This is a genomic window from Paenirhodobacter populi, from assembly GCF_004022215.1.
Lineage (GTDB): Bacteria > Pseudomonadota > Alphaproteobacteria > Rhodobacterales > Rhodobacteraceae > Rhodobacter > Rhodobacter populi.
In genome coordinates this window covers 12,743-33,168 of record NZ_SAUZ01000032.1, presented here as the reverse complement: position 1 = coordinate 33,168, position 20,426 = coordinate 12,743, and the positions used below count along the sequence as shown (strand labels likewise).

Sequence of the window (20,426 nt, the reverse complement as noted above, 5' to 3'; positions counted from 1 at the left end):
CTTAATCCGGCGCGTAGGGCATAGCGGACCCTGCGTCAGGCACGCAGGGCGCGGGCCGCCTCGGCCAGTTTCCAGGGTGGCAGCACGGTCGGCGCGCCGAAGTAATATCCCTGCATGCAGTCGATGCCGAGTTCGGTCAGATAGGCGGCGTCCGAGGCGGATTCGACCGATTCCGCCACCGTGAACATGTCGAAATGCTGCGCGATCGACATCAGCGCCGCGGTCAGCACCTGATTGTCGGGATTGTCCGAGATGCCGCGGATGAACTGGCCATCGATCTTGAGGATGTCGAAGTAGAACTCGCGCAGGTAGCGGAAGGAGGTGTATCCCGCCCCGAAATCGTCAAGCGCGAAGCTCAGCCCGCGGTTTTGCAGCTCCGCCATGAAGGTGGTGACCATGTCGGGCATCTGCATCGCCGAGCTTTCGGTGATTTCCAGAATCAGCCGCTCCGCCGCGGTGCTGTCGCAAGACAGCCCGGTGTTCAGCACCCGCATCCAGTCGGGATAGCTGATCGAACGCGCCGACATGTTGATCGCCAGCCGCAGGTTCGGATCCTCCGCCAGCGCCCGGAGCCCGAGTTCCAGCGCAAGGCAGTCGATTCGCCGCCCGAGTTCGGTGGTTTCCGCATGTTCGATGAAATCGCGCGCAGGAATGATCCGCCCGGTTTCATCCAGAAGCCGGATCAACCCTTCGTAAAAGGCCGGGCGTTCGGGCCGCGTGCTTTGCACAATGGGTTGAAATGCCAGAAGAACTTCTTTCCTCTCGATCGCGCGGCGCACCATCGTCAGGACTTCGCTGTCACATCGCGCGATCGCGTAATCCAGCGGAGTCGGGTATTCGGAATCCGGCGGGCCAGGCGGAAGATTTGCGGCGTTCGACATGGGGCACTCCGTTACGGCTGGCGACAGCATCCTCCGCCGAGCCTAACAACCCGTAAAACTTTTCGGGGCTTCCGCAGAATGCCGGAAAGGACGCGCGTTAAGGAACCGGAAAGCCGTGGCCGTTAGCCTTGACCGGAACGGGCGGAGGCGCGCGCAGGGTGACGACAAGGGCCGAGATTCATCAGATTGACGACATCCTCTATTCGCGTGCCGATTCTGACGGGATCATCCGCACCGTCAACGACGCTTTTGCCCGGTTCTCGGGGCATTCCGCCGCGCAGCTTGCCGGTCAGTCGCACCATGTCCTGCGCGATCCGCAGACGCCGGGCGCCATCTATGACCTGCTGTGGCGCAAGCTCGGCACCCGGCAGCCGACCGCGACCTATCTGTGCAGTCGCACCCGTGCGGGCGAAAGCTACTGGGTCCTTGCCATTGTGCTGCCGCTGGAGGACGGGTTCATCTCGCTTCACCTGCCGCCGAGGGCGGAGATTTTCGCCGATGTGCCCGGGATCTACCGCGAATCGGTCGCGCGCGAGGATGAGGACCGCACCGATCCGGACCGCAATGGGATCACCCTGCGGCGGCTGGCGCTGGCGCGTGGATTTCCGGGATATGACAGTTTCGTGGCCTGCGCGCTGGCGCAGGAATTCGCGGCGCGGGGGATCATGGGAACCCCGGCCGCCGATCTGCGGGGCCGGGCGCTTTCGGCGATGACCGAATCGCTGGTGCTTGGCATGCAGGGCCAGGTCGGGCTGATCCGCAGCTTCGAGGGGTTGCAGCTCATCCCCAACAACATGCAGATCGTCGCGTCGCGGCTTGAGCCGACGGGCGGGCCGGTCTCGGCGATCGCGGAAAACTACCGGGCGTCGTCGCGGGGAATCTCGCGCCGGCTTCAGGCCTTTGTTGGCCACGACGAGGGGCTGTGCGAACTGGCGGCCCGCGGGCTGTCGCATGTGCTGATCCTGCTGGGTGCGATCCGGATGTTGCGCGATGTCGGTCAGGAAATGAGCGACGCCGAACGCGGCCAGCTGAAAGCGACCGGGCCGCGGCTTGCCCTTGCGGCGCAGCGGGCGGTTGGGGAAACGATCGCCGCCTCGGCCCGGGTCAGCCGCGCGGGGGCGGAGATTCGCCGCCACATGCTGGCGCTCGACACGATCCGGGTGCTGGGCCGGGTCGAATGCTGCCGGATGCAGGAGGCGGGCGGGCTTGCCTCCACCATCGACCAACTCGATGTATTCCATGCGGAAATCCGGTCGCGGCTGGAAACGATCGTGCAGTTGTCCGAGGTGATCGGCGCGGCGATGGGCGAAGTGCAGGCGATGGCTATTCCCGGGTGAGCGCGTCCAGCACGGCGCGGGCTTCGGCGCTGTCCCAATCCGCTTCGCCGATGATCCGGGCGACCTCGTGGCCCTCGCGGTCGATCAGGACGGAAACGGGCAGCCCCGCCACCCCCATCGCGCGGGCAAGGGCACGCGGTTCATCCTGATAGCGGGGCAGGTGGGCGACCCCGGCCTGATCGAAGAACCGCCCGATCTGCGCCTGCGGATTGCGCCCCGTCGCCAGCGTCACGACTTTCAGCCCGTGCGGCCCCAGATCGGCCTGCGCACGGTCGAGCGCCGGCATCTCGGCCCGGCAGGGCGCGCACCATGTGGCCCAGAAGTTCAGCAAGACCGGCTGGCCGCGAAAGTCGCGCAGGCTGTGCGACCCGCCTTCGGCATCGACGAAGGGCAGGTCGGGCGTTGCCAGCGGCTGATCGTAGACCACCATCTTCTTCATCTCGCCGGTCTTCAGCGCCGACAGGTCCAGCGCCGCCGCGGGATTTGCGCCGAGGCTCAGGGCCGTATAAAGAGCAAGCAACCTGAGCATGATGCCTCCTGAAAAGGGCCGAACGATGACCGACAGTGCCGACAAATCCTCGAATGCCATGTGGGGCGGGCGCTTCGCCGCCGGCCCGGACGCGATCATGGAGGCGATCAACGCCTCGATCTCGTTCGACAAGCGGCTCTACGCACAGGACATTCGCGGCAGCCGGGCCCATGCGGCGATGCTCGCCGCGCAGGGCATCCTTACCGATAGCGATGCCGAAGCGATCCGGGAAGGCCTTCTCACGGTCTTGTCAGAGATCGAGGCGGGCGATTTCCCGTTCTCGACCGCGCTCGAGGACATCCACATGAACGTCGAGGCGCGGCTGAAGGATCTGATCGGCGAACCGGCGGGGCGGCTGCACACGGCGCGGAGCCGCAACGATCAGGTGGCGACGGATTTCCGGCTCTGGGTGCGCGATCAATGCGACGCGGCGGGCCACAGCCTCGACACGCTGATCCGCGCGCTTCTGACGCGGGCCGAGGCGACGGCGGACTGGGTCATGCCCGGCTTCACCCACCTGCAGACGGCGCAGCCGGTGACCTTCGGGCATCACATGATGGCCTATGTGGAAATGTTCGCCCGCGACAAGGGCCGCTTCGGCGACGCGCGCCGGCGGATGAACGAATCGCCCCTCGGCGCCGCCGCGCTGGCCGGGACGGGCTTTCCGATCGACCGTTTCGCGACGGCCGAGGCGCTTGGCTTCGACCGGCCGATGGCGAACAGCCTCGATGCCGTGTCGGACCGGGATTTCGCGCTGGAATTCCTGTCCTCGGCCTCGATCTGCGCCGTGCATCTGAGCCGTCTGGCCGAAGAGCTGGTGATCTGGTCCTCGGCGCAGTTCCGCTTTGTCGCGATGTCGGACAAATGGTCCACCGGGTCCTCGATCATGCCGCAGAAGCGCAACCCCGACGCGGCGGAGCTGCTGCGCGCCAAGATCGGCCGGATCCTCGGCGCCTCGGTCGCGCTGTTCACGGTGATGAAGGGGCTGCCGCTCGCCTATTCCAAGGACATGCAGGAAGACAAGGAACAGGTCTTCGATGCCGCCGACACGCTGATGCTGGCGCTGGCGGCGATGACGGGGATGATCTCCGACCTGACGGTGAACCGTGAAAAGCTGGAGGCCGCGGCCTCGAACGGGTTTTCGACCGCCACCGACCTCGCCGACTGGCTGGTGCGCGAGGCGGGCCTTCCCTTCCGCGAGGCGCATCACGTCACCGGCACGCTGGTCGCGCTGGCGGAAAAGAAGGGCGTCGACCTGCCCGATCTGACACTGGCCGAGATGCGCTCGGTTCATCCGGCGATCACGGATGCGGTGTTCGGCGTGCTCGGGGTTCACAATTCGGTCGCCTCGCGTCAGTCTTACGGCGGCACCGCGCCCGATCAGGTGCGCGCGCAGATCGCCCGCTGGAAACAGGCCCTTGGCTGAGGAGGCCCGGATGACACGCATCACCCTGACCCTTGCATTGCTGGCGACGCTGTTGGCCGCCTGCGGGGTCGACGGTCCGCCGAAGCCCCCGCGCGAGGTGAAGCAATCCGACGTTTCGATCAGCGGCGAGGCCCGCTTCGGCGTCTCGACGCGGCTATGACCCGGGCGGGCGCCCTTGCCGTGGTGCTGGCGCTGGCGGGTTGCGCCACGCAGCCGCATCCGCCGCATGTGGGCGTCTATGCCGGATCCGGCGGGCGGGTGACGACCTCCGTCGGCAGCGGCGTCGGCCCGGTCAGCGTCGGCGTCAACAATCATGGCGGCGGTTATCTGGGCACCTCGCTTGGCCCGGTCAGTCTGGGTGCGGGGTTCTGACCGCGCGACCGACCGTGCCGCCGATTGCGCGCCCGGCCATTCTGCGCTAGCCAGCGGGAAAAGGCCGCAGCATCCAACCGGGGCGTCATGGATCACTTTCTTTATCGCGACGGCATCCTGCATGCCGAGGATGTCCCCCTGCCGGAGATCGCGGCAGCGGTCGGCACGCCGTTCTACGTCTATTCCACGGCGACGCTGGAACGCCACTTCCGCCTGTTCGACGAGGCACTGGGCGACACGCCGCATCTGGTCTGCTTCGCGATCAAGTCGCTGTCGAACCTCGCCGTGCTGAAGGTGCTGGCGGGGCTCGGCGCGGGAATGGATGTGGTTTCGGGCGGCGAATATCTGCGCGCCAAGGCCGCCGGCGTGCCGGGCGACCGCATCGTCTTTTCCGGCGTCGGCAAGACGCGGGCGGAAATCCGGCTGGCGTTGGAAGGCGGCATCCGTCAGTTCAACGTGGAATCGGAACCCGAGCTGCTGGCGATTTCCGAAATCGCCTCCGCCATGGGGGTGACGGCGCCGATCGCGATCCGGGTGAACCCGGATGTCGATGCGCATACCCATGAAAAGATCGCCACCGGCAAGTCGGAAAACAAGTTCGGCATTCCGATCGCGCGCGCCCATATCGTCTATGCGCTGGCGGCGAAGCTGCCGGGGATCGCGATCAAGGGCGTCGATGTGCATATCGGTTCGCAACTGACCGAACTTGCGCCCTTCGAGGCCGCCTTCCTCAAGGTCCGGACCCTGACACAGGCGCTGCGCGCCGACGGCCATGCGATCGAGCGGCTCGACCTTGGTGGCGGGCTGGGCATTCCCTATACCCGCTCGAACGATGCGCCGCCGCTGCCGGTCGAATATGTGGGGGTCATCAAGGCGACCCTCGGCGATCTGGGCTGCGAGATCGAGATCGAGCCGGGCCGGCTGATCTCCGGCAATGCCGGGCTGCTGGTGTCCTCGGTGATCTACCTGAAGGAGGGCGAGGGGCGGAAGTTCCTGATCCTCGACGCGGCGATGAATGACCTCGTGCGGCCGTCGATGTATGGCGCCTGGCATGATATCGTGCCGGTGGTGGAACCCACGCCGGGCACGCCGCTGGCGCCCTGCGATGTGGTCGGCCCGGTGTGCGAAACCGGCGACACCTTCGCCAAGGCGCGCGCGCTGGTGCCGCTGGCGGCGGGCGATCTGGTGGCGTTCCGCTCGGCCGGGGCCTATGGCGCGGTGATGGCGTCGGAATACAATTCCCGCCCGCTGGTGCCCGAGGTTCTGGTCCACGGGGATCAATTCGCCGTCATTCGGGCGAGACCGAGCTTTGAGGAAATGCTTTCCCGCGATACGATCCCTGAGTGGCTCTAGGCGATCCTCCCGCCCGCCGGGGCCGGAAAGGACCGATGCGACAGAGCCCCGACAGCAAAGACACCCGTAACCGGGGGCCACTTGCGGCCCTTGCCCGCCCGATCGCGCTGACCCGTGCCGGGATGGTGGTAGAACGGGGGCTGCGCGCCTTCTGGCCGTTGCTGTCGCTCTGCGCGCTGATCTTTACCGGGCTGGCGTTCGGACTGCCGGATGCGCTGTCGGGCGGGGTCCTGTCGGTTCTGGCCGTGGGGATGGTGCTGGCGTTGCTGGGCGCGCTCTGGTTCGGGCTGCGCCGCTTCCGCTGGCCCACGCGGGCAGAGGCGATCCGGCGTCTGGACGCGACGCTGCCCGGCCGGCCGATCGCCGCGCTTGGCGACCGGATCGCGCTCGGACAGGAGGATGCGGCTTCGGCCGCGCTGTGGCGCGCGCATCTGCGGCGCATGGCCGAGGCATCGAAATCCGCCCGCGCCGTCGCCCCCGATCCCGATCTGGCGCGGCATGACCCCTATGCGCTGCGGCTGGTGGCGCTGACGGCGGCGGCGGTGGCGCTGATCTTCGGCGCGCCGCTGGCGATCTTCGATGCCGCGCCCCGCCCCGGCGCGCCGGGCACCGCGACCGCCGCGATGGGGCCAAGCTGGGAAGGCTGGGCCGAGCCGCCGCGCTATACCGGCAAGCCGGGGCTTTATCTGAACAAGGTCGAGGGCGGGCAGGTCACCGTGCCCGAAGGCACCCGCTTCGCCTTCCGCTTCTACGGTGCGCCGGGATCGGTGCCCTTCACCGAATCCGTCTCCAGCCCGGCGGCCCCGCCGCTTGAGTCCACGGGCGAGGCCTCGACGGTGGAGCGCCGCGATTTCGAGGCGGTCCGCTCCGGCCGCATCACCATCGGCGGTCCCGCCGGCCGCGATTTCGAGATCGTCGTGCTGAACGACGAAGCGCCCTCGGTCGAGCTGGTCGGGCTGGCGGAACGCCGCGCGGACGGCAAGCTCGCGCAGCCGTTCCATGCGCAGGATGACCACGCCGTGGTGTCGGGGGAGGCGCATGTCAGCCTCGACCTCGCCGCCGTGCCGCGCCGCTACGGGCTGACGGTGGAGCCGGAACCGCGCCCGGATCTGGTCTTCGACCTGCCGATGCCGATTTCCGGCTCGCGCGCGGATTTCATCGATCAACTGGTCGAGGATGCGGAACAGCACCCCTGGGCGAACCTGCCGGTGAAGCTGACGCTCTCGGTCGAGGATGGCCGCGGCCAGACCGGGATGAGCGAGCCCGAAACGCTCGAGCTGCCGGGGCGGCGCTTCTTCGACCGCCGCGCCGCCGCGCTGATCGAGGTGCGCCGCGATCTGCTGTGGTCGCGCGAGAATGCCGGCACCAGCGCGGAAATCCTGCGCGCGATCACCAATCGGCCGGAGAATTTCTTTCCCAAGCCCGACATGCCCATGACCCTGCGGCTTGCGGCGCTGCGGCTGGAACAGCCCGATCTGACGCCCGAAACCCGCGACGAGATCGCCGGGATGCTCTGGGACATGGCCGAGCTGCTGGAGGATGGCGGCGTTTCGGATGCGCTGGCCGCGATGCAGCAGGCGCAGCAGCGCCTGTCCGAGGCGATCCGCAACGGCGCCTCGAAGGACGAGATCGACAAGCTGATGCGGGAGCTGAAGGAAGCGACCGACAATTACCTGCGCGCGCTGGCCGAACAGGCCGAGCAGCAGGACCAGACCGATCAGCCCTCGGGCGGCGGTCAGGGCCAGCAGATCACCGGCGACCAGATCCAGCAGATGATGGATGAAATCCAGCGCCTGATGGAGGAGGGCCGGATGGCCGAGGCGCAGGAACTGCTCGATCAGCTCGCCCGGCTGATGGAAAACCTGCGCGTGCAGCAGGGGCAGGGCGGCGAAGGCGGCGGCCCCGGCCAGCAGGCGATGCGCGATCTGGGGGAGACTTTGCGCGAACAGCAGCGGCTGTCGGACGAGGCCTTCCGCGAATTGCAGCAGGGCCCCGGCCAGCAGGGCGAAGGTCAGCAAGGCGAGGGCCAACAAGGCGAAGGTCAGCAGGGTGAAGGTCAGCAGCCGGGGCAGGGGCAACAGCCGGGGCAGGGTCAGGGCGGCGGTCAGCCGGGCGGCCAGAGCCTTGCCGACCGGCAGAATGCGCTGCGGCAGGAACTCGACCGGCAGCGCGGGCTTTTGCCGCGTCCGGGCGGCGAGGCGGGCGAATCGGCGCAGCGCAACCTCGAGGATGCCGGCCGGGCGATGGAGGGCGCGGAACAGGCGCTGCGCAACGGCGACAACGGCGCGGCGCTGGACCGGCAGGCCGATGCGATCGAGGCGCTGCGCGAAGGCATGCGCGACATGCGCGACGCGCTGGCGCAGGAACAGGGCAGCCAGCCGGGCCAGCAGCCCGGGGCCGAGGGCAACCAGCGTCTTGGCGATGCGACGGGCGGGCGTGGTGCGCGCGAAATGCCGCGCGATCCCTTGGGTCGCGCGACCGGCGATGGCGCCCATGCCGGATCGGACAACGACATGCTGCAGGGCGAGGATGTGAACCGCCGGGCGCGCGACCTGCTGGACGAAATCCGCCGCCGGTCGGCCGAGCGTCTGCGCCCCGAAGCCGAACTCGACTACCTGCGCCGGCTGCTAGATCAGTTCTGATAGGGGGTGTCAGCCGCGCAGGGCGGTCTGCGCCACGGTCATCGCGCTGCGCAGATGCTCGTCCAGCCAGACCCGGCCCTGATTCACCTGATCGACATAGGCCGACAGCGCCGGATCCAGATCCGGCACCGCCTCGCCCAGTTCCGGCGCGAAGCCGTAGATCGCCGTCGCCAGCGCCGCGACCGCAAGCACCGAGACGAAGCCCAGACGGAATCCCGCGCGCTTCTGTTCGGCCATCTGCGCGACATGCGCGCTGTTGCGGTCGGCGCTGGCCCGCAGCGAGGCCTTGAGCGCGCTGATATCGGGCAGCGGTTCCGGCTCCGGGCGGGGCGGCGGGGTGACGGGTTCGGGTTCCGGTTCCGCGGGCGTTTCCACTACGGCCGTTTCCACCACGATCTCTTCGGGCAGGGGGTCGACGGCCGGTGTGTCGGCCGGTGCATCCTCCGGCACCGGTTCCGCCGGCGTAGCCGCCGCCGGAGCGGGCGGGGCGGGCGCCGGGGTCAGGTTCATCTCTTCCTGCGTTTCCAGCGCCGGGCTTTCGGCGCGGCGGGCGCGGGCCTCGCGCTCCGCCTCTTCGCGCAGGATCGCCAGCAGGCTTTCGTCCAGCGCCCGGCGCGGCTGCGGCCGGGTGGCCGGGGCGGAAGGCGTCTCGGGCAGTTCGGGATCCGGGTCTTCGGCAAAGGCCGAGGACATCACCTGATCCGCTGCATCGGACGAAGACAGCGGCGCACGGGGCGGCTCGATTCCCGGATGCCGGTCCTGCGCCGTCAGCGGAAGGGCCACGGCCTCCTCCTCCGACAACAGCATCGGGCGGCTTTTCTGGAACCAGACCTGACCGCAGGCGGAGCATTGCACATCGCGCCCGGCATCGGGGATGATGCCGTCGTCGACCTCGTATTGTGCCCCGCATCCCGGACAGATCAGCCGCATGCCTCTCCCCATTCAGACCGTAATCGGCATTCTGGCAATTCCCTTGCACATGTTGTAGCAAGCGAGGATCATTTATCCAAGGGTTTGAGTGCCGTGCGCGCCGCAGATCCGCAAAGACGAGACGAAGGGGCCGCGCCTTGATCGAGCTGCAGAATGTCGCGGTGGGCTATGGCGGGGCCGATCTGCTGGCCGAGATGACGCTGAAGCTCGTGCCCGGGTCGTTCCATTTCCTGACCGGCCCGTCCGGGGCGGGCAAGACCACATTCCTCAAGCTGTGCTACGCCGAACTGCTGCCCTCGACCGGGTTCATCGGGCTGTTCGGGCAGGATGTGCGGCTGATGGGGCGCGACGATATCGCCCGCACGCGGCAACGGATCGGCGTGGTGCATCAGGATTGCCAGTTCCTCGATCATCTGCCGGTGGCGGAAAACATCGCTTTGCCGCTGACCGTGGCCGGGCGTCATGTCGACATCGGCGAGCTGAAGGAACTGATCAGCTGGGTCGGTCTGCGGGCGCAGTCGACCGCGCTGCCGCCGCAGCTTTCGGGGGGCGAACGGCAGCGCGCCGCGCTGGCGCGGGCGGTGATGACCTCGCCCGAGGTGATCCTTGCGGACGAGCCGACGGGCAACCTCGACTGGGAAATGTCGCTGCGGCTGCTGTCGCTGCTGGTCGAACTGAACAAGATGGGCAAGACGGTGGTGATCGCGACGCATGACCTGAACCTGATCCGGCAGGCAAAGACGCAGATTTCGGCGCGGGTTCTGCGCATCGCCGGGCGGCGGCTGCATCTGGCGGGGGCGGACCTGTGATTCGCGTGGTTCTTTCGCTGTTCCGGTCCGACGTGAACCCGGCCGACCGGGTGGTGCCGCCGTCGAGCTACACCGCCAACCTGACCGTCCTGACGGCGGCGGCGATGGCCTTTCTGGCGGTCTTCGCGTTGGCCCTGTCGATGGCGAGCGGCCGGCTGGCCGATCGCTGGTCCGATGCGCTGGCGCGCACCGCGACGATCCGCATCTCGGCCCCGCCGGAACAGGCGGATACGCAGGTGCAGGCGGTCCTTGAGGCGCTGAAGACCACGCCCGGCATCGCCAGCTACCGGGTGCTGGACGACGACGAGATGAAGAAGCTGCTCAATCCCTGGTTCGGGCCGGACCTGCCGGTCGAGACGCTGCCGCTGCCGAAGCTGATCGAGCTGACCGAGACCTCGGGCGGGATGGATGCCGAGGGGCTCAGGATGCGCCTTGCGGCCGAGGCGCCGGGTGCGGTGCTGGACGATCACACCCGCTGGCGCCGGCCGCTGGTCGAGGCGGCGGGACGGCTGCGTCTCTTGGGCGGGCTGTCGCTGCTGCTGATCGGCGGTGCGATGGCGGGGATGATCACGCTGGCGGCGCAGGCATCTCTTGCCGCGAACGGGCAGGTGATCCGGACGCTGCGGCTGGTGGGCGCGCGCGACACCTTCATCGCCCGCGCGTTCGAGCGGCGCTTCACCATCCGCGGCCTCTTGGGCGCGGGGGCCGGGACGCTTCTGGGCATGGCGGCGGTGGCGATGCTGCCCCGCGCGAACGAGGCGGGCGGCTTCCTCACCGGCCTTGGCTTCACCGGATGGGGCTGGCTCTGGCCGCTGGTTCTGCCGCCGCTGGCGGCGGTTGTGTCTTTCTGGGCGACGCGCGCCGCGGCGCGGCACATGCTGCGGGGGATCCGATGATCGTGGTGCAATATATACGCTCTGTCATCTTCATCGTGCAGATGTATCTGGCGATGGCGCTGATCGGGGTCTGCCTGTTTCCGGTGGCGCTGATCGGCGGACGGTCGGTGGCGATCGGCATCTGCCGGCTGTTTTGCCATTGGGTGCGCTTCTCCGCGCGGTGGATCGTTGGATTGCGGACCGAGGTGCGCGGCGCGGTGCCCACGGGCGACGTGCTGATCGCCGCGAAACATCAGAGTTTCCTCGATATCCTGCTGATCTATTCGGCGCTGCCGCGCGGCAAGTTCGTGATGAAGAAAGAGCTGGTCCAGACCCCGTTCGTGGGCTGGTATGCCCGGCTGATCGGCTGCATCCCGGTTGATCGCGGCAAGCGCGGCGCGGCGATCAAGGCGATGCTGGCGGCGGTCAGGAATCCGCGTTTCGCGGACGGGCAGCTCATCATCTTTCCACAGGGCACGCGCGTCGCGCCGGGCGCGAAGATGGAGTACAAGATCGGGGCGGCGGCGCTGTATCACGCGCTGAAACAGCCCTGCGTGCCGGTCGCCACCAATGTAGGCGTGTTCTGGGGCCGCCACAGCCTGTTGCGCAAGCCGGGCCTTGCGGTGGTCGAATTCCTGCCGGAAATCCCGCCGGGCGAGGAACTCCACGCTTTTACCCGGCAGATCGAGGCGGCGATCGAAACCGCCTCCGACCGGCTGATGGCCGAGGCGGGTTTCCGCGCCTGATCAGGCCATCTTCAGCGTGACGATCCCGCCGACGATCAGCGCGATCCCCGCCAGCCGTTGCAGGCCGAGAGGCTCGCCCAGCAGGATCATCGCCATGACCGCCGTGCCAAGCGCGCCGAGCCCACCCCAGACCGCATAGGCCGTGGCGACCGGAAGGTCGCGTGCCGCGCGTTCCAGCAGGAGCACGCTGGCGAAAATCCCGATCACCGTGAGGATGGAGGGAACCGGCCGCGTGAACCCTTGGGAATATTTCATCCCGATCACCCAGCCGACCTCGACGAGTCCCGCGACGAACAGCAGGACCCAGGCCATCAGGCGGCGAGCCCCTTGGTCCCCATGTCGAGGAATTTCTTCCGCCGGTCCTTGATGATCTCGGACGGTTTCTTGCCCTTCAGCTCTTCGAGCATCAACGCGATTTCCGACCCCACCGCCGCGATCGTCGCGGCCCGGTCGCGTTGCGCGCCGCCAAGCGGTTCCTTGATGATCCGGTCGATCACGTCGAGCTTTTTCAGATCCTGCGCGGTCAGGCGCAGCGCCTCGGCCGCCTCGCGCATCTTTTCGGCATCCTTCCACAGGATCGAGGCGCAGCCCTCGGGCGAGATCACCGAATAGACGGAATGTTCCAGCATGGCGATCCGGTTCGCCGTGGCAAAGGCCACCGCCCCGCCCGATCCGCCCTCGCCGATGATGACGGAGATCAGCGGCACGCCGATGGTCAGGCATTTCTCGGTCGAGCGGGCGATCGCCTCGGCCTGACCACGTTCCTCGGCGCCCTTGCCCGGATAGGCGCCGGGCGTGTCGACAAGGGTGATGACCGGCAGGCGGAAGCGGTCGGCCAGATCCATCAGGCGGATCGCCTTGCGGTATCCCTCGGGCCGCGCCATGCCGAAGTTGCGGGTGATGCGGCTGGCGGTGTCATGGCCCTTTTCATGGCCGATCACCACCACCGGCTGATCGTTGAACCGCGCGAGACCGCCCATCACCGCATGGTCGTCGGCAAAGTTCCGGTCACCGGCCAGCGGCGTGTATTCGGCGAAGATCGCGTCGATGTAATCCCTGCAATGCGGGCGGTCCGGGTGCCGCGCCACCTGCGTCTTGCGCCAGGGGCTGAGATCCTTGTAGAGGTCGCGCAGCATATGCGCCGCCTTCTTGTCGAGCGCCGCCGCCTCTTTCTCGACGTCCATCTGTTCGTTCGCGCGGGCCATCGCGCGCAGTTCCTCCGCCTTGCCTTCGATTTCGGCCAGCGGTTTTTCGAACTCGAGATAGGTCGTCATCGGATCCCTCCGTTTGCGGTGCGGACTATATGCAAGTCCGGCATGGAAAATGCAACCGAACCCGGTGGGTGGACGAATCGGCGGTCACGGGCGGGGCAGAGGGGGGTGCAGCGAAACGTCGCATGGTGCGGCGCGCGGGACGGCGGTAAACAGAAAAGGAAACGCCCCGGACCTGTGGCCGGGGCGTCCCTGGTTCCCTCATGCTGGCGTGGCCTCCCCTCCTCGCCGCTCCGGGATCCTATTCTGATTCGATTCTGAATGTGTTTACATTCAGCCTAATCCTTAGTCATTTTTCCCCATATGACAATAACTTTTGCTTCCTGGTTTGTCGTTTGGAGAATAATTTCGTCGCGTCACTTTCATGAAAATCTGCTTGTCCGCCTGTTCGTGGTGGGTCCCGGTGCCCGGCAGGAAGCGGATGGGCAGCGAATCGGGGACGGTCGTTCGTCTTGCTAATGATCTGGCTCAAACGTGTTTGAATGAGATATAATCTTGCGGGGCGCCGGGCAAGGGCTTCGTAAGATTCACGGAATCGTGCGCATGTGTGACAGTTTGGTTTCATGCTTGCGTTAACGGACGCAGGTTTCTTCGAATGATCGGCCTGTCGTCGCATAATCTTCGCGTGGTCGGGCCATCCGGGTACGACTTTCCCAAGAAATTTCACCTGTGCGCTATATTCTGTAGGCAAGGGTTCGCCGGTGTGAGCCGCTTCCCCATCAACCGCCGCAATACAACCGCCGAGGTGACCATGTCGTTGATCGAAACCCCCTATCTGCTGTTTCTTGGTGATGCGCCCGACCAGCTCGCGGCGAAGGTCGCGCAGGGAATCAAGGACTGGCGACCGGAATATGCCGTCGGCCAGTATCGGATGGAGGGGTGCAAGGCCGACATGGGCCTGCCGGATCTGGACCTGCCGGCGGCGAAGGCGGCGGGCTGCAAGACGCTGGTGATCGGCGTGGCGAATCGCGGCGGCATCATTTCGCCCGCGTGGAAAGAGGTGCTGGTGACGGCGCTGGAACAGGGGTTCGACATCGCTTCCGGCCTGCACAACCTGCTGCGCGACGAACCGGAACTGGTCGCCATCGCCCGCGAACACGGGCGCAGCCTGCATGACGTGCGGGTGCCCTCGGTCCAGTATCCGATCGCCAATGGCGTGAAGCGGCAGGGCAAGCGGATGCTCGCCGTCGGCACGGATTGTTCGGTGGGCAAGATGTATACCGCGCTCTGCATGGAGAAGGAACTCCGCGCCCGTGGCCAGAAGGCGACCTTCCGCGCCACCGGCCAGACCGGCATCCTGATCACCGGCAACGGCGTGCCGCTCGACGCGGTGATCGCCGATTTCATGGCGGGCTCGATCGAATGGCTGACGCCCGACAATGATGCCGACCACTGGGATCTGATCGAGGGGCAGGGCAGCCTGTTCCACGTTTCCTATTCCGGGGTGACGCTGGCGCTGGTGCATGGCGGGCAGCCGGATGCGCTGGTTCTGTGCCACGAACCGACCCGGCCGCATATGCGCGGCCTGCCGGGCTACAAGCTGCCTTCGCTTGCCGATCTGCGCGATGTCGCGCTGCGTCTGGCGCAGGTGGCCAATCCGGCCTGCAAGGTCGTCGGCGTCTCGGTCAACACCCAGCACATGTCCGAGGATGAGGCCAAGGCCTATCTGGCGCAGGTCGAGGCCGACCTGTCCCTGCCCGCCACCGATCCCTTCCGCTTCGGTGCGGCAAAGCTGGTGGACGCGCTCGACGCGATTTGACACTGTTGCGCCCGTCCGGGTCCCCGGGCGGGGCGTCATCAGGAGGAAGCGAATGATCACCGTAACGGCAGACGTTTTCCGGCTGGCCGAAGTCTTCACCATTTCGCGCGGCAGCCGGACCGAGGCGAAGGTGCTGACCGTCCGGGTGGAGCGCGACGGCATTCTGGGCTGGGGCGAATGCGTGCCCTATGCGCGGTATGAGGAAAGCCTCGAAAGCGTGACGGCCCAGATCAACGGCCTGCCCGCCGACATCACCCGCGCCGAATTGCAGCACGCCCTGCCCGCCGGCGCGGCGCGCAACGCCGTCGATTGCGCCCTGTGGGACCTTGAGGCGAAGGCCGCGGGCAAGCGGGTCTGGGATCTGGCGGGCCTGCCCGCGCCGGTGCCGGTGACCACGGCCTATACGCTGTCGCTGGACACGCCGGAAAACATGCAGCGCAAGGCCGCGGAAAACGCGCATCGGCCGCTCTTGAAGATCAAGCTGGGCACGCCCGACGACATGCCCCGGCTCGAGGCCGTCCGCCGTGGCGCGCCGGATGCCAAGATCATCGTCGATGCGAACGAGGGCTGGACGATCGAAAGCTACCTCGACCTCGCGCCGCATCTGGTGCGGCTTGGCGTGGCGCTGGTAGAACAGCCGCTGCCCGCCGCCGGGGACGAGGATCTGATCGGGCTCGACCGCCTCGTGCCGGTCTGCGCCGACGAAAGCTGCCACGACCGCAAGAGCCTCGATCACCTCAAGGGCAAGTATGACGTGATCAACATCAAGCTCGACAAGACCGGCGGTCTGACCGAGGCGCTGGAGCTGCGCAACCTTGCCCGCGCGCAGGGCTATCAGGTGATGGTCGGCTGCATGGTCGGCTCGTCGCTGGCGATGGCGCCCGCGGTTCTGGTCGCGCAGGGCGCCGAGGTGGTGGACCTTGACGGACCGCTGCTTCTGGCAGAAGACCGCGATGCGCCGCTGCATTACGACGGCGGCAAGGTATTCCCGCCCGAGCCGGGCCTGTGGGGCTGAAGGAGACGAAGATGAGCCGCACCGTTTATCTGAATGGTGACTATATCCCCGAGGAAGAGGCGCAGGTCTCGATCTTTGACCGGGGTTTCGTGATGGGCGATGCCGTTTATGAGGTGACCTGCGTCCTTGACGGCAAGCTGACCGATTTCGAAGGCCACATGACCCGTCTGGAACGGTCGCTGCGGGAATTGCAGATCACCTGCGACATCAGCCGCGACGAATGGCTGGCGATCCACCGCAAGCTGCTGGAACTGAACGGGCTGACGCTTGGCGGGGTCTATCTGCAAGTTTCGCGCGGCAATGCGGGCGACCGGGATTTCCATTTCCCGCCCGCCGGCACGCCGCCGACGGTGGTGCTGTATACGCAGGAACATCCCGACATGCTCGACGGTCCGAAGGTGACCAAGGGCGTGAAGGTGATTTCCGTTCCCGACCTGCGCTGGCACCGGCGCGACATCAAGACGGTGCAGCTCCTCTGGGCCTCGATCGCCAAGATGACTGCCGAGCAGGCCGGCAAGGACGACGCCTGGTTCGTCGAGGATGGCTTCGTGACCGAGGGATCGTCGAACAACTGCTATATCGTCAAGGGCGACACGATCATCACCCGGCCGCTGTCGAACGACATCCTGCACGGGATCACCCGCGCCTCGCTGCTGAAGATCCTTGCGGAACGGCAGATGAAGGTCGAGGAACGCCCCTTCACCATCGAGGACGCGCAGGGCGCGGATGAGGCCTTCTACACCTCGGCCTCGTCCTTCGTCATGCCGATCGTCGAGGTCGACGGCGCCACGCTTGGCGACGGCACCCCCGGCCCGGTGGCACGGCGCCTGCGCGAGATCTATATCGACGAAGCGCGCAAACACTCGATCTGAGTTCCGGACAGGCCCCGCGCACAGGGGCCTGTCCTCTCTTTGCGATCCCTGACGAATCCATGCCGGAAAGGCCGAGCGCATGCGCCTTCGACTCCTTGCCCTGACGACCCTCGCAACCTTGTGCGGATGCGTCGAAACGAATGAAACGCAGGGCGGCGGCAGGGCGTCGGATGGCGGCGCGGTATCCGGCACCCTCGAAACGGTGCCGGGATCGCAGGTCGTGAGCATCACCCTGAAAAGTCAGGCGGGCTGGTTCTGCAACGCGACCTTCCTGCATGCGGATGACGAGCCGCAACCCGCGAAAGCGCCGCTGTCCTGTTCCGACAGGCGCAAGGGGGAGATTCAGGTTTTCCTCAACCGCCACACGTCGCAGGCCGCGGGCTTCTACCGGCTGTCGGACGGGACGACGGGGCAGGTCAACTTCGGCCTGTTCTGACAGGTCCGCCGGCCTTTCACAGCCCGCTGTTCCTCAGCACCATCTGCAACACCGGCGCCAGCCGCTCACCCCATTCCCGCTGCCCCGCGGCATCGGCGATGAGGTCGTTGCGCACCTCGATCAGCACGTTCGGGCGGCCGGAGGCCAGCGCGTGTCGGTCGATCGAATCGCCGTCCAGATGCCCGGCGTAGGGCTCGTTGTCGCCGACCGTCAGGCCCGTCGCCGTCAGCGCCGCGATCAGCGGCACCGCCAGCCGGGTGTCCTTGGGCGAATAGAGGATTCCCACTTCCCACGGTCGGGGCGCGCAATGGCGCAACTGCCGGGTAAAGGAATGGATCGCGCAGATCACCACGTCCGGGCGTCTGGCGGCCAGATCCTCCAGCGCGAGGTGATAGGGACGGTGGAGGCGGTCCAGCCGTTCCCCGATATCCGCTTCGGTGATTCTGCGGTTCGCGGGGATGATCGTCCCGTCGTAAAGCTGCATCACCAGCGTCGGGTCATCCTCGCCCCGGTTCGGGTCGATCACGAGGCGGGAGAAATCCGTGTGGATCAGCGGCGCGTCCAGCCGTTCCGCCAGCGCCGTGCCCACGCCAAGCGCGCCGGGGTCGAAGGCGATGTGGCGCTGCATGTCGGGGGCCGAAATCCCCAGATTTCCGCCGGAAATCCAGTCGGGTACCCGGTTCGTCGCATGGTCCACCGTGACCAGCCATCGTGACGCGCGCCCCTCGCTGATGATCCGGTAGGCAGAATTCTGGGATATGGTCATGATTGCGTCGCCCGGTTGTCTTGTCCGGGATTTACGTCAGACCGGGGGTGAGTGCCAGTTGCCCTGTGCGAATATTTAGGTCATAGCTGGCAACGGGCCCACGAAGCGTTTGAAACTTAAGCATCGAGGCAGCATGAGACGCCTTCGCAATGTGAAGATCGTGGCCACGCTCGGCCCCGCGTCTTCCGACTATGACACCATCCGGGCGTTGTTCGAGGCCGGAGCGGATGTCTTCCGCCTGAACATGAGCCACGGCACCCATGACGAGCAGAAGGCGCGCTACGACATCATCCGGCAGATCGAGGTCGATACCGGCCGGCCGATTGCCGTGCTCGCCGACCTTCAGGGGCCGAAGCTGCGCGTCGGCACCTTCGCGGCCGGCGCCGCCGAGCTTGAGGACGGGGTGACGTTCCGCTTCGACCTCGACACGACCGAGGGCGACAGCCACCGTGTCTGCCTGCCGCATCCGGAAATCTTCGCCGCGCTGGAACCCGGCGCGCGGCTTCTGGTGAACGACGGCAAGATCCGCATGCGGGTCGAGGCCTGCGGCTCGGATTTCGCCGAATGCATCGTGACCACCGGCGGCACGATTTCCAACCGCAAGGGCGTGAACGTTCCCGATGTGGTGCTGCCCTTGGCGGCGCTGTCGGAAAAGGACCGCCGGGATCTGGAATTCGCCTGCGATCTGGGCGTCGACTGGCTGGCGCTGAGCTTCGTTCAGCGGCCCGAGGATGTGCTTGAGGCGCGCGAGCTTGCCCGCGGCCGGGCGGCGATCCTGTCGAAGATCGAAAAGCCCGCCGCCGAGCGCGCCTTCAACGAAATCCTCGCCGTCAGCGACGGGGTGATGGTGGCGCGCGGCGATTTGGGGGTGGAGCTGCCGGTCGAATCGGTGCCGCCGATTCAAAAGCGGCTGATCCGCAAATGCCGAACGGCGGGCAAACCCGTCATCGTCGCGACGCAGATGCTGGAAAGCATGATCGAAAGCCCGGTGCCCACCCGCGCCGAGGTGTCCGACGTGGCGACCGCCATCTACGAAGGCGCCGATGCGGTGATGCTTTCGGCCGAATCCGCCGCCGGGCGCTATCCGATCGAAGCGGTGAAGACGATGAACGCCGTCGCGCGGTCCGTCGAAAGCGACAAGACCTACCACGAGATCATCGAGGCTTCGCGCAACATCGACCGCAAGACCATCGCCGACGGCATCGTCGCCGCCGCGCGCGAGATCGCGGAATCGACCGATATCGCCGCGATCTGCTGCTATACGCAGACCGGCAAGACCGTCTCGCTGATCGCGCGGGAACGGCCCCGGGTGCCGATCGTCGCGCTCTCGCCCTTGCAGGAAACGCTGCGCCGGATGTGCCTTTACTGGGGGGTGCATTGCGTCCACAGCGAGGTGGTCGACCGCTTCAAGATGGCGGTGGTCAACGCTGCCCGCGCCGCCCGCGACTTCGGCTTTGCCGACGAGACGCAGCAGATTGTGGTGATCGCCGGTGTGCCCTTCAACGTGCAGGGCACGACCAACATCCTGCGCGTCGCGCCCTGCGACGAACGGCTGATCTTCCGCACAGACCCGGAATGACCGAATAGGACTTGCAAAACGGGGGGCGGTCCTTTAATGGCCGCCCCCTGACTACACGCGCGTCCGGCCGAAGTGGCATGCCGAGTCGCGCGTTCACCACTCGTCAAGAGGAGATGGAAATGCCCAAGATGAAGACCAAATCGGCCGCCAAGAAGCGGTTCAAGTTCACCGCGACCGGCAAGGTCGTCGCAGGTCCGGCCGGCAAGCGCCACGGCATGATCAAGCGCACCACGAAGTTCATCCGCGACAGCGCGGGCACGATGATCTTGTCCGATTCGGACGCCAAGATCGTCAAGAAATACATGCCCTACAACCGCTGATCAGGAGGCTGACACATGGCTCGCGTTAAATCCGGCAAGGTTACTCACGCCTCGCACAAGAAGGTCCTGGCCAAGGCCAAGGGCTACTACTCCAACCGTTCGCGCAACTTCCGCACCGCGACGCAGGCCGTCGACAAGGCGAACCAGTATGCGACCCGCGACCGCAAGCAGCGCAAGCGCAACTTCCGCGCGCTGTGGATCCAGCGGATCAACGCCGCGGTCCGCGCCTACGATCTGGAAATGACCTATTCGCGTTTCATCAACGGTCTGGCGCTGGCCGGGGTAGAGGTGGACCGCAAGGTTCTGGCCGATCTCGCCATCCACGAACCGGAAGCCTTTGGGGCCATCGTCGAAAAGGCGAAGGCTGCCGCGGCTGCGTAATCTCCCCTTACCGGGATTACATCACGAACCCCGCGCCGGCTTTTCGCCGTGCGCGGGGTTTTGCATTTCATTTGCTTGAATTCGGGTCGGGGCGCGGCTAGCACGGCATCGACCAGTCAGGAGACGA

The 20,426-nt window shown here is 66.7% G+C and carries 22 protein-coding genes; 16 read left to right on the top strand and 6 right to left on the bottom strand.

All coding sequences use genetic code 11. The features are described 5' to 3' along the window. Positions 1-35: 35 nt before the first annotated feature. Entirely contained in the window at positions 36-881 is an 846-nt protein-coding gene (locus D2T30_RS20030; protein WP_128210279.1) for an EAL domain-containing protein, read from the bottom strand. 158 nt (positions 882-1,039) lie between these two features. Here D2T30_RS20030 and D2T30_RS20025 point away from each other — a divergent pair, with 158 nt between their 5' ends. Then, complete coding sequence (locus D2T30_RS20025; RefSeq protein ID WP_164884376.1) at positions 1,040-2,218, top strand: PAS domain S-box protein; 1,179 nt, start codon at positions 1,040-1,042, stop codon at positions 2,216-2,218. Here the strand turns inward: D2T30_RS20025 and D2T30_RS20020 are convergent. After that, the gene (locus D2T30_RS20020) at positions 2,205-2,747 is read right to left on the bottom strand and encodes a TlpA family protein disulfide reductase (protein ID WP_128210277.1); all 543 of its coding nucleotides are present in this window, start codon (positions 2,745-2,747) and stop codon (positions 2,205-2,207) included. The genes D2T30_RS20025 and D2T30_RS20020 overlap by 14 nt on opposite strands. A gap of 25 nt (positions 2,748-2,772) precedes the next feature. On the opposite strand from D2T30_RS20020, the gene argH reads away from it, so the two are divergent. The 5 genes from argH (at position 2,773) to D2T30_RS20000 (ending at position 8,540) form a co-directional block, all read left to right on the top strand. Beyond that, positions 2,773-4,173, top strand: a complete 1,401-nt coding sequence (argH, locus tag D2T30_RS20015; RefSeq protein ID WP_128210276.1) for an argininosuccinate lyase — start codon at positions 2,773-2,775, stop codon at positions 4,171-4,173. Positions 4,174-4,183: 10 nt separating this feature from the next. Beyond that, positions 4,184-4,333 (top strand): hypothetical protein, encoded by a 150-nt coding sequence (locus D2T30_RS23215; RefSeq protein ID WP_164881706.1) that lies wholly within the window; start codon positions 4,184-4,186, stop codon positions 4,331-4,333. After that, positions 4,330-4,545, top strand: coding sequence for a hypothetical protein (locus D2T30_RS20010; protein WP_128180365.1), 216 nt, complete (start codon positions 4,330-4,332; stop codon positions 4,543-4,545). Before D2T30_RS23215 ends, D2T30_RS20010 begins: the two co-directional genes overlap by 4 nt. A gap of 87 nt (positions 4,546-4,632) precedes the next feature. After that, positions 4,633-5,898 carry a diaminopimelate decarboxylase gene (lysA, locus tag D2T30_RS20005; RefSeq protein WP_128210275.1) on the top strand — a complete coding sequence of 422 codons (1,266 nt, stop codon included), beginning with the start codon at positions 4,633-4,635 and terminating at the stop codon, positions 5,896-5,898. 35 nt (positions 5,899-5,933) lie between these two features. After that, complete coding sequence (locus D2T30_RS20000; RefSeq protein WP_128210274.1) at positions 5,934-8,540, top strand: TIGR02302 family protein; 2,607 nt, start codon at positions 5,934-5,936, stop codon at positions 8,538-8,540. 9 nt (positions 8,541-8,549) lie between these two features. Here the strand turns inward: D2T30_RS20000 and D2T30_RS19995 are convergent, their stop codons facing one another. Then, positions 8,550-9,470: a zinc-ribbon domain-containing protein gene (locus tag D2T30_RS19995; RefSeq protein ID WP_164884375.1), complete on the bottom strand. Its 921-nt coding sequence runs from the start codon at positions 9,468-9,470 to the stop codon at positions 8,550-8,552. Between the two features lie 137 nt (positions 9,471-9,607). Between D2T30_RS19995 and D2T30_RS19990 the strand changes: the two genes are divergently transcribed. The 3 genes from D2T30_RS19990 to D2T30_RS19980 are packed head-to-tail and all read left to right on the top strand — an operon-like array spanning position 9,608 to position 11,900. Then, positions 9,608-10,279, top strand: coding sequence for a cell division ATP-binding protein FtsE (locus D2T30_RS19990; protein WP_128180369.1), 672 nt, complete (start codon positions 9,608-9,610; stop codon positions 10,277-10,279). Continuing rightward, positions 10,276-11,175 carry a cell division protein FtsX gene (locus D2T30_RS19985; protein WP_164884374.1) on the top strand — a complete coding sequence of 300 codons (900 nt, stop codon included), beginning with the start codon at positions 10,276-10,278 and terminating at the stop codon, positions 11,173-11,175. Before D2T30_RS19990 ends, D2T30_RS19985 begins: the two co-directional genes overlap by 4 nt. After that, on the top strand, positions 11,172-11,900 hold the full coding sequence (locus D2T30_RS19980) for a lysophospholipid acyltransferase family protein (RefSeq protein WP_128210272.1): 729 nt from the start codon (positions 11,172-11,174) through the stop codon (positions 11,898-11,900). Before D2T30_RS19985 ends, D2T30_RS19980 begins: the two co-directional genes overlap by 4 nt. Here the strand turns inward: D2T30_RS19980 and D2T30_RS19975 are convergent, their stop codons facing one another. Further along, on the bottom strand, positions 11,901-12,212 hold the full coding sequence (locus tag D2T30_RS19975; protein WP_128210271.1) for a DMT family transporter: 312 nt from the start codon (positions 12,210-12,212) through the stop codon (positions 11,901-11,903). Then, entirely contained in the window at positions 12,212-13,174 is a 963-nt protein-coding gene (locus tag D2T30_RS19970) for an acetyl-CoA carboxylase carboxyltransferase subunit alpha (RefSeq protein WP_128210270.1), read from the bottom strand. Before D2T30_RS19970 ends, D2T30_RS19975 begins: the two co-directional genes overlap by 1 nt. A gap of 754 nt (positions 13,175-13,928) precedes the next feature. Between D2T30_RS19970 and dgcN the strand changes: the two genes are divergently transcribed. From dgcN to D2T30_RS19950, 4 genes are all read left to right on the top strand, one after another. Beyond that, positions 13,929-14,930, top strand: a complete 1,002-nt coding sequence (gene dgcN / locus D2T30_RS19965) for an N-acetyltransferase DgcN (RefSeq protein WP_128210284.1) — start codon at positions 13,929-13,931, stop codon at positions 14,928-14,930. 52 nt (positions 14,931-14,982) lie between these two features. Continuing rightward, entirely contained in the window at positions 14,983-15,945 is a 963-nt protein-coding gene (dgcA, locus tag D2T30_RS19960; RefSeq protein ID WP_128210269.1) for an N-acetyl-D-Glu racemase DgcA, read from the top strand. Between the two features lie 11 nt (positions 15,946-15,956). Then, positions 15,957-16,817 carry a D-amino-acid transaminase gene (locus tag D2T30_RS19955; RefSeq protein ID WP_128210268.1) on the top strand — a complete coding sequence of 287 codons (861 nt, stop codon included), beginning with the start codon at positions 15,957-15,959 and terminating at the stop codon, positions 16,815-16,817. 79 nt (positions 16,818-16,896) lie between these two features. Beyond that, a complete protein-coding gene (locus D2T30_RS19950; protein WP_128180376.1) occupies positions 16,897-17,253 on the top strand; it encodes a hypothetical protein in 357 nt (118 codons plus the stop codon). 16 nt (positions 17,254-17,269) lie between these two features. On the opposite strand, the gene D2T30_RS19945 is transcribed toward D2T30_RS19950, so the two are convergent. Further along, positions 17,270-18,019 (bottom strand): N-formylglutamate amidohydrolase, encoded by a 750-nt coding sequence (locus tag D2T30_RS19945; protein ID WP_128210267.1) that lies wholly within the window; start codon positions 18,017-18,019, stop codon positions 17,270-17,272. Positions 18,020-18,152: 133 nt separating this feature from the next. Here D2T30_RS19945 and pyk point away from each other — a divergent pair, with 133 nt between their 5' ends. The 3 genes from pyk (at position 18,153) to rplT (ending at position 20,299) form a co-directional block, all read left to right on the top strand. Continuing rightward, positions 18,153-19,598, top strand: a complete 1,446-nt coding sequence (pyk, locus tag D2T30_RS19940) for a pyruvate kinase (protein ID WP_128210266.1) — start codon at positions 18,153-18,155, stop codon at positions 19,596-19,598. Between the two features lie 119 nt (positions 19,599-19,717). Then, positions 19,718-19,918, top strand: coding sequence for a 50S ribosomal protein L35 (gene rpmI / locus D2T30_RS19935; RefSeq protein ID WP_128180379.1), 201 nt, complete (start codon positions 19,718-19,720; stop codon positions 19,916-19,918). A gap of 15 nt (positions 19,919-19,933) precedes the next feature. Next, positions 19,934-20,299: a 50S ribosomal protein L20 gene (gene rplT / locus D2T30_RS19930; protein WP_128180380.1), complete on the top strand. Its 366-nt coding sequence runs from the start codon at positions 19,934-19,936 to the stop codon at positions 20,297-20,299. The last annotated feature ends 127 nt before the right edge of the window (positions 20,300-20,426 follow it).

Coding starts and splice junctions, on each gene's coding strand:
- D2T30_RS20010 (WP_128180365.1), top strand. CDS start 4,330: ATGACCCGGGCGGGCGCCCTTGCCGTGGTGCTGGCGCTGGCGGGTTGC.
- D2T30_RS19970 (WP_128210270.1), bottom strand. CDS start 13,174: ATGACGACCTATCTCGAGTTCGAAAAACCGCTGGCCGAAATCGAAGGC.
- rpmI (WP_128180379.1), top strand. CDS start 19,718: ATGCCCAAGATGAAGACCAAATCGGCCGCCAAGAAGCGGTTCAAGTTC.
- D2T30_RS20000 (WP_128210274.1), top strand. CDS start 5,934: ATGCGACAGAGCCCCGACAGCAAAGACACCCGTAACCGGGGGCCACTT.
- pyk (WP_128210266.1), top strand. CDS start 18,153: ATGAGACGCCTTCGCAATGTGAAGATCGTGGCCACGCTCGGCCCCGCG.
- dgcA (WP_128210269.1), top strand. CDS start 14,983: ATGATCACCGTAACGGCAGACGTTTTCCGGCTGGCCGAAGTCTTCACC.
- D2T30_RS19955 (WP_128210268.1), top strand. CDS start 15,957: ATGAGCCGCACCGTTTATCTGAATGGTGACTATATCCCCGAGGAAGAG.
- D2T30_RS20030 (WP_128210279.1), bottom strand. CDS start 881: ATGTCGAACGCCGCAAATCTTCCGCCTGGCCCGCCGGATTCCGAATAC.
- D2T30_RS19975 (WP_128210271.1), bottom strand. CDS start 12,212: ATGGCCTGGGTCCTGCTGTTCGTCGCGGGACTCGTCGAGGTCGGCTGG.
- D2T30_RS19950 (WP_128180376.1), top strand. CDS start 16,897: ATGCGCCTTCGACTCCTTGCCCTGACGACCCTCGCAACCTTGTGCGGA.
- D2T30_RS19995 (WP_164884375.1), bottom strand. CDS start 9,470: ATGCGGCTGATCTGTCCGGGATGCGGGGCACAATACGAGGTCGACGAC.
- D2T30_RS19980 (WP_128210272.1), top strand. CDS start 11,172: ATGATCGTGGTGCAATATATACGCTCTGTCATCTTCATCGTGCAGATG.
- lysA (WP_128210275.1), top strand. CDS start 4,633: ATGGATCACTTTCTTTATCGCGACGGCATCCTGCATGCCGAGGATGTC.
- D2T30_RS19945 (WP_128210267.1), bottom strand. CDS start 18,019: ATGACCATATCCCAGAATTCTGCCTACCGGATCATCAGCGAGGGGCGC.
- argH (WP_128210276.1), top strand. CDS start 2,773: ATGACCGACAGTGCCGACAAATCCTCGAATGCCATGTGGGGCGGGCGC.
- D2T30_RS23215 (WP_164881706.1), top strand. CDS start 4,184: ATGACACGCATCACCCTGACCCTTGCATTGCTGGCGACGCTGTTGGCC.
- rplT (WP_128180380.1), top strand. CDS start 19,934: ATGGCTCGCGTTAAATCCGGCAAGGTTACTCACGCCTCGCACAAGAAG.
- D2T30_RS20020 (WP_128210277.1), bottom strand. CDS start 2,747: ATGCTCAGGTTGCTTGCTCTTTATACGGCCCTGAGCCTCGGCGCAAAT.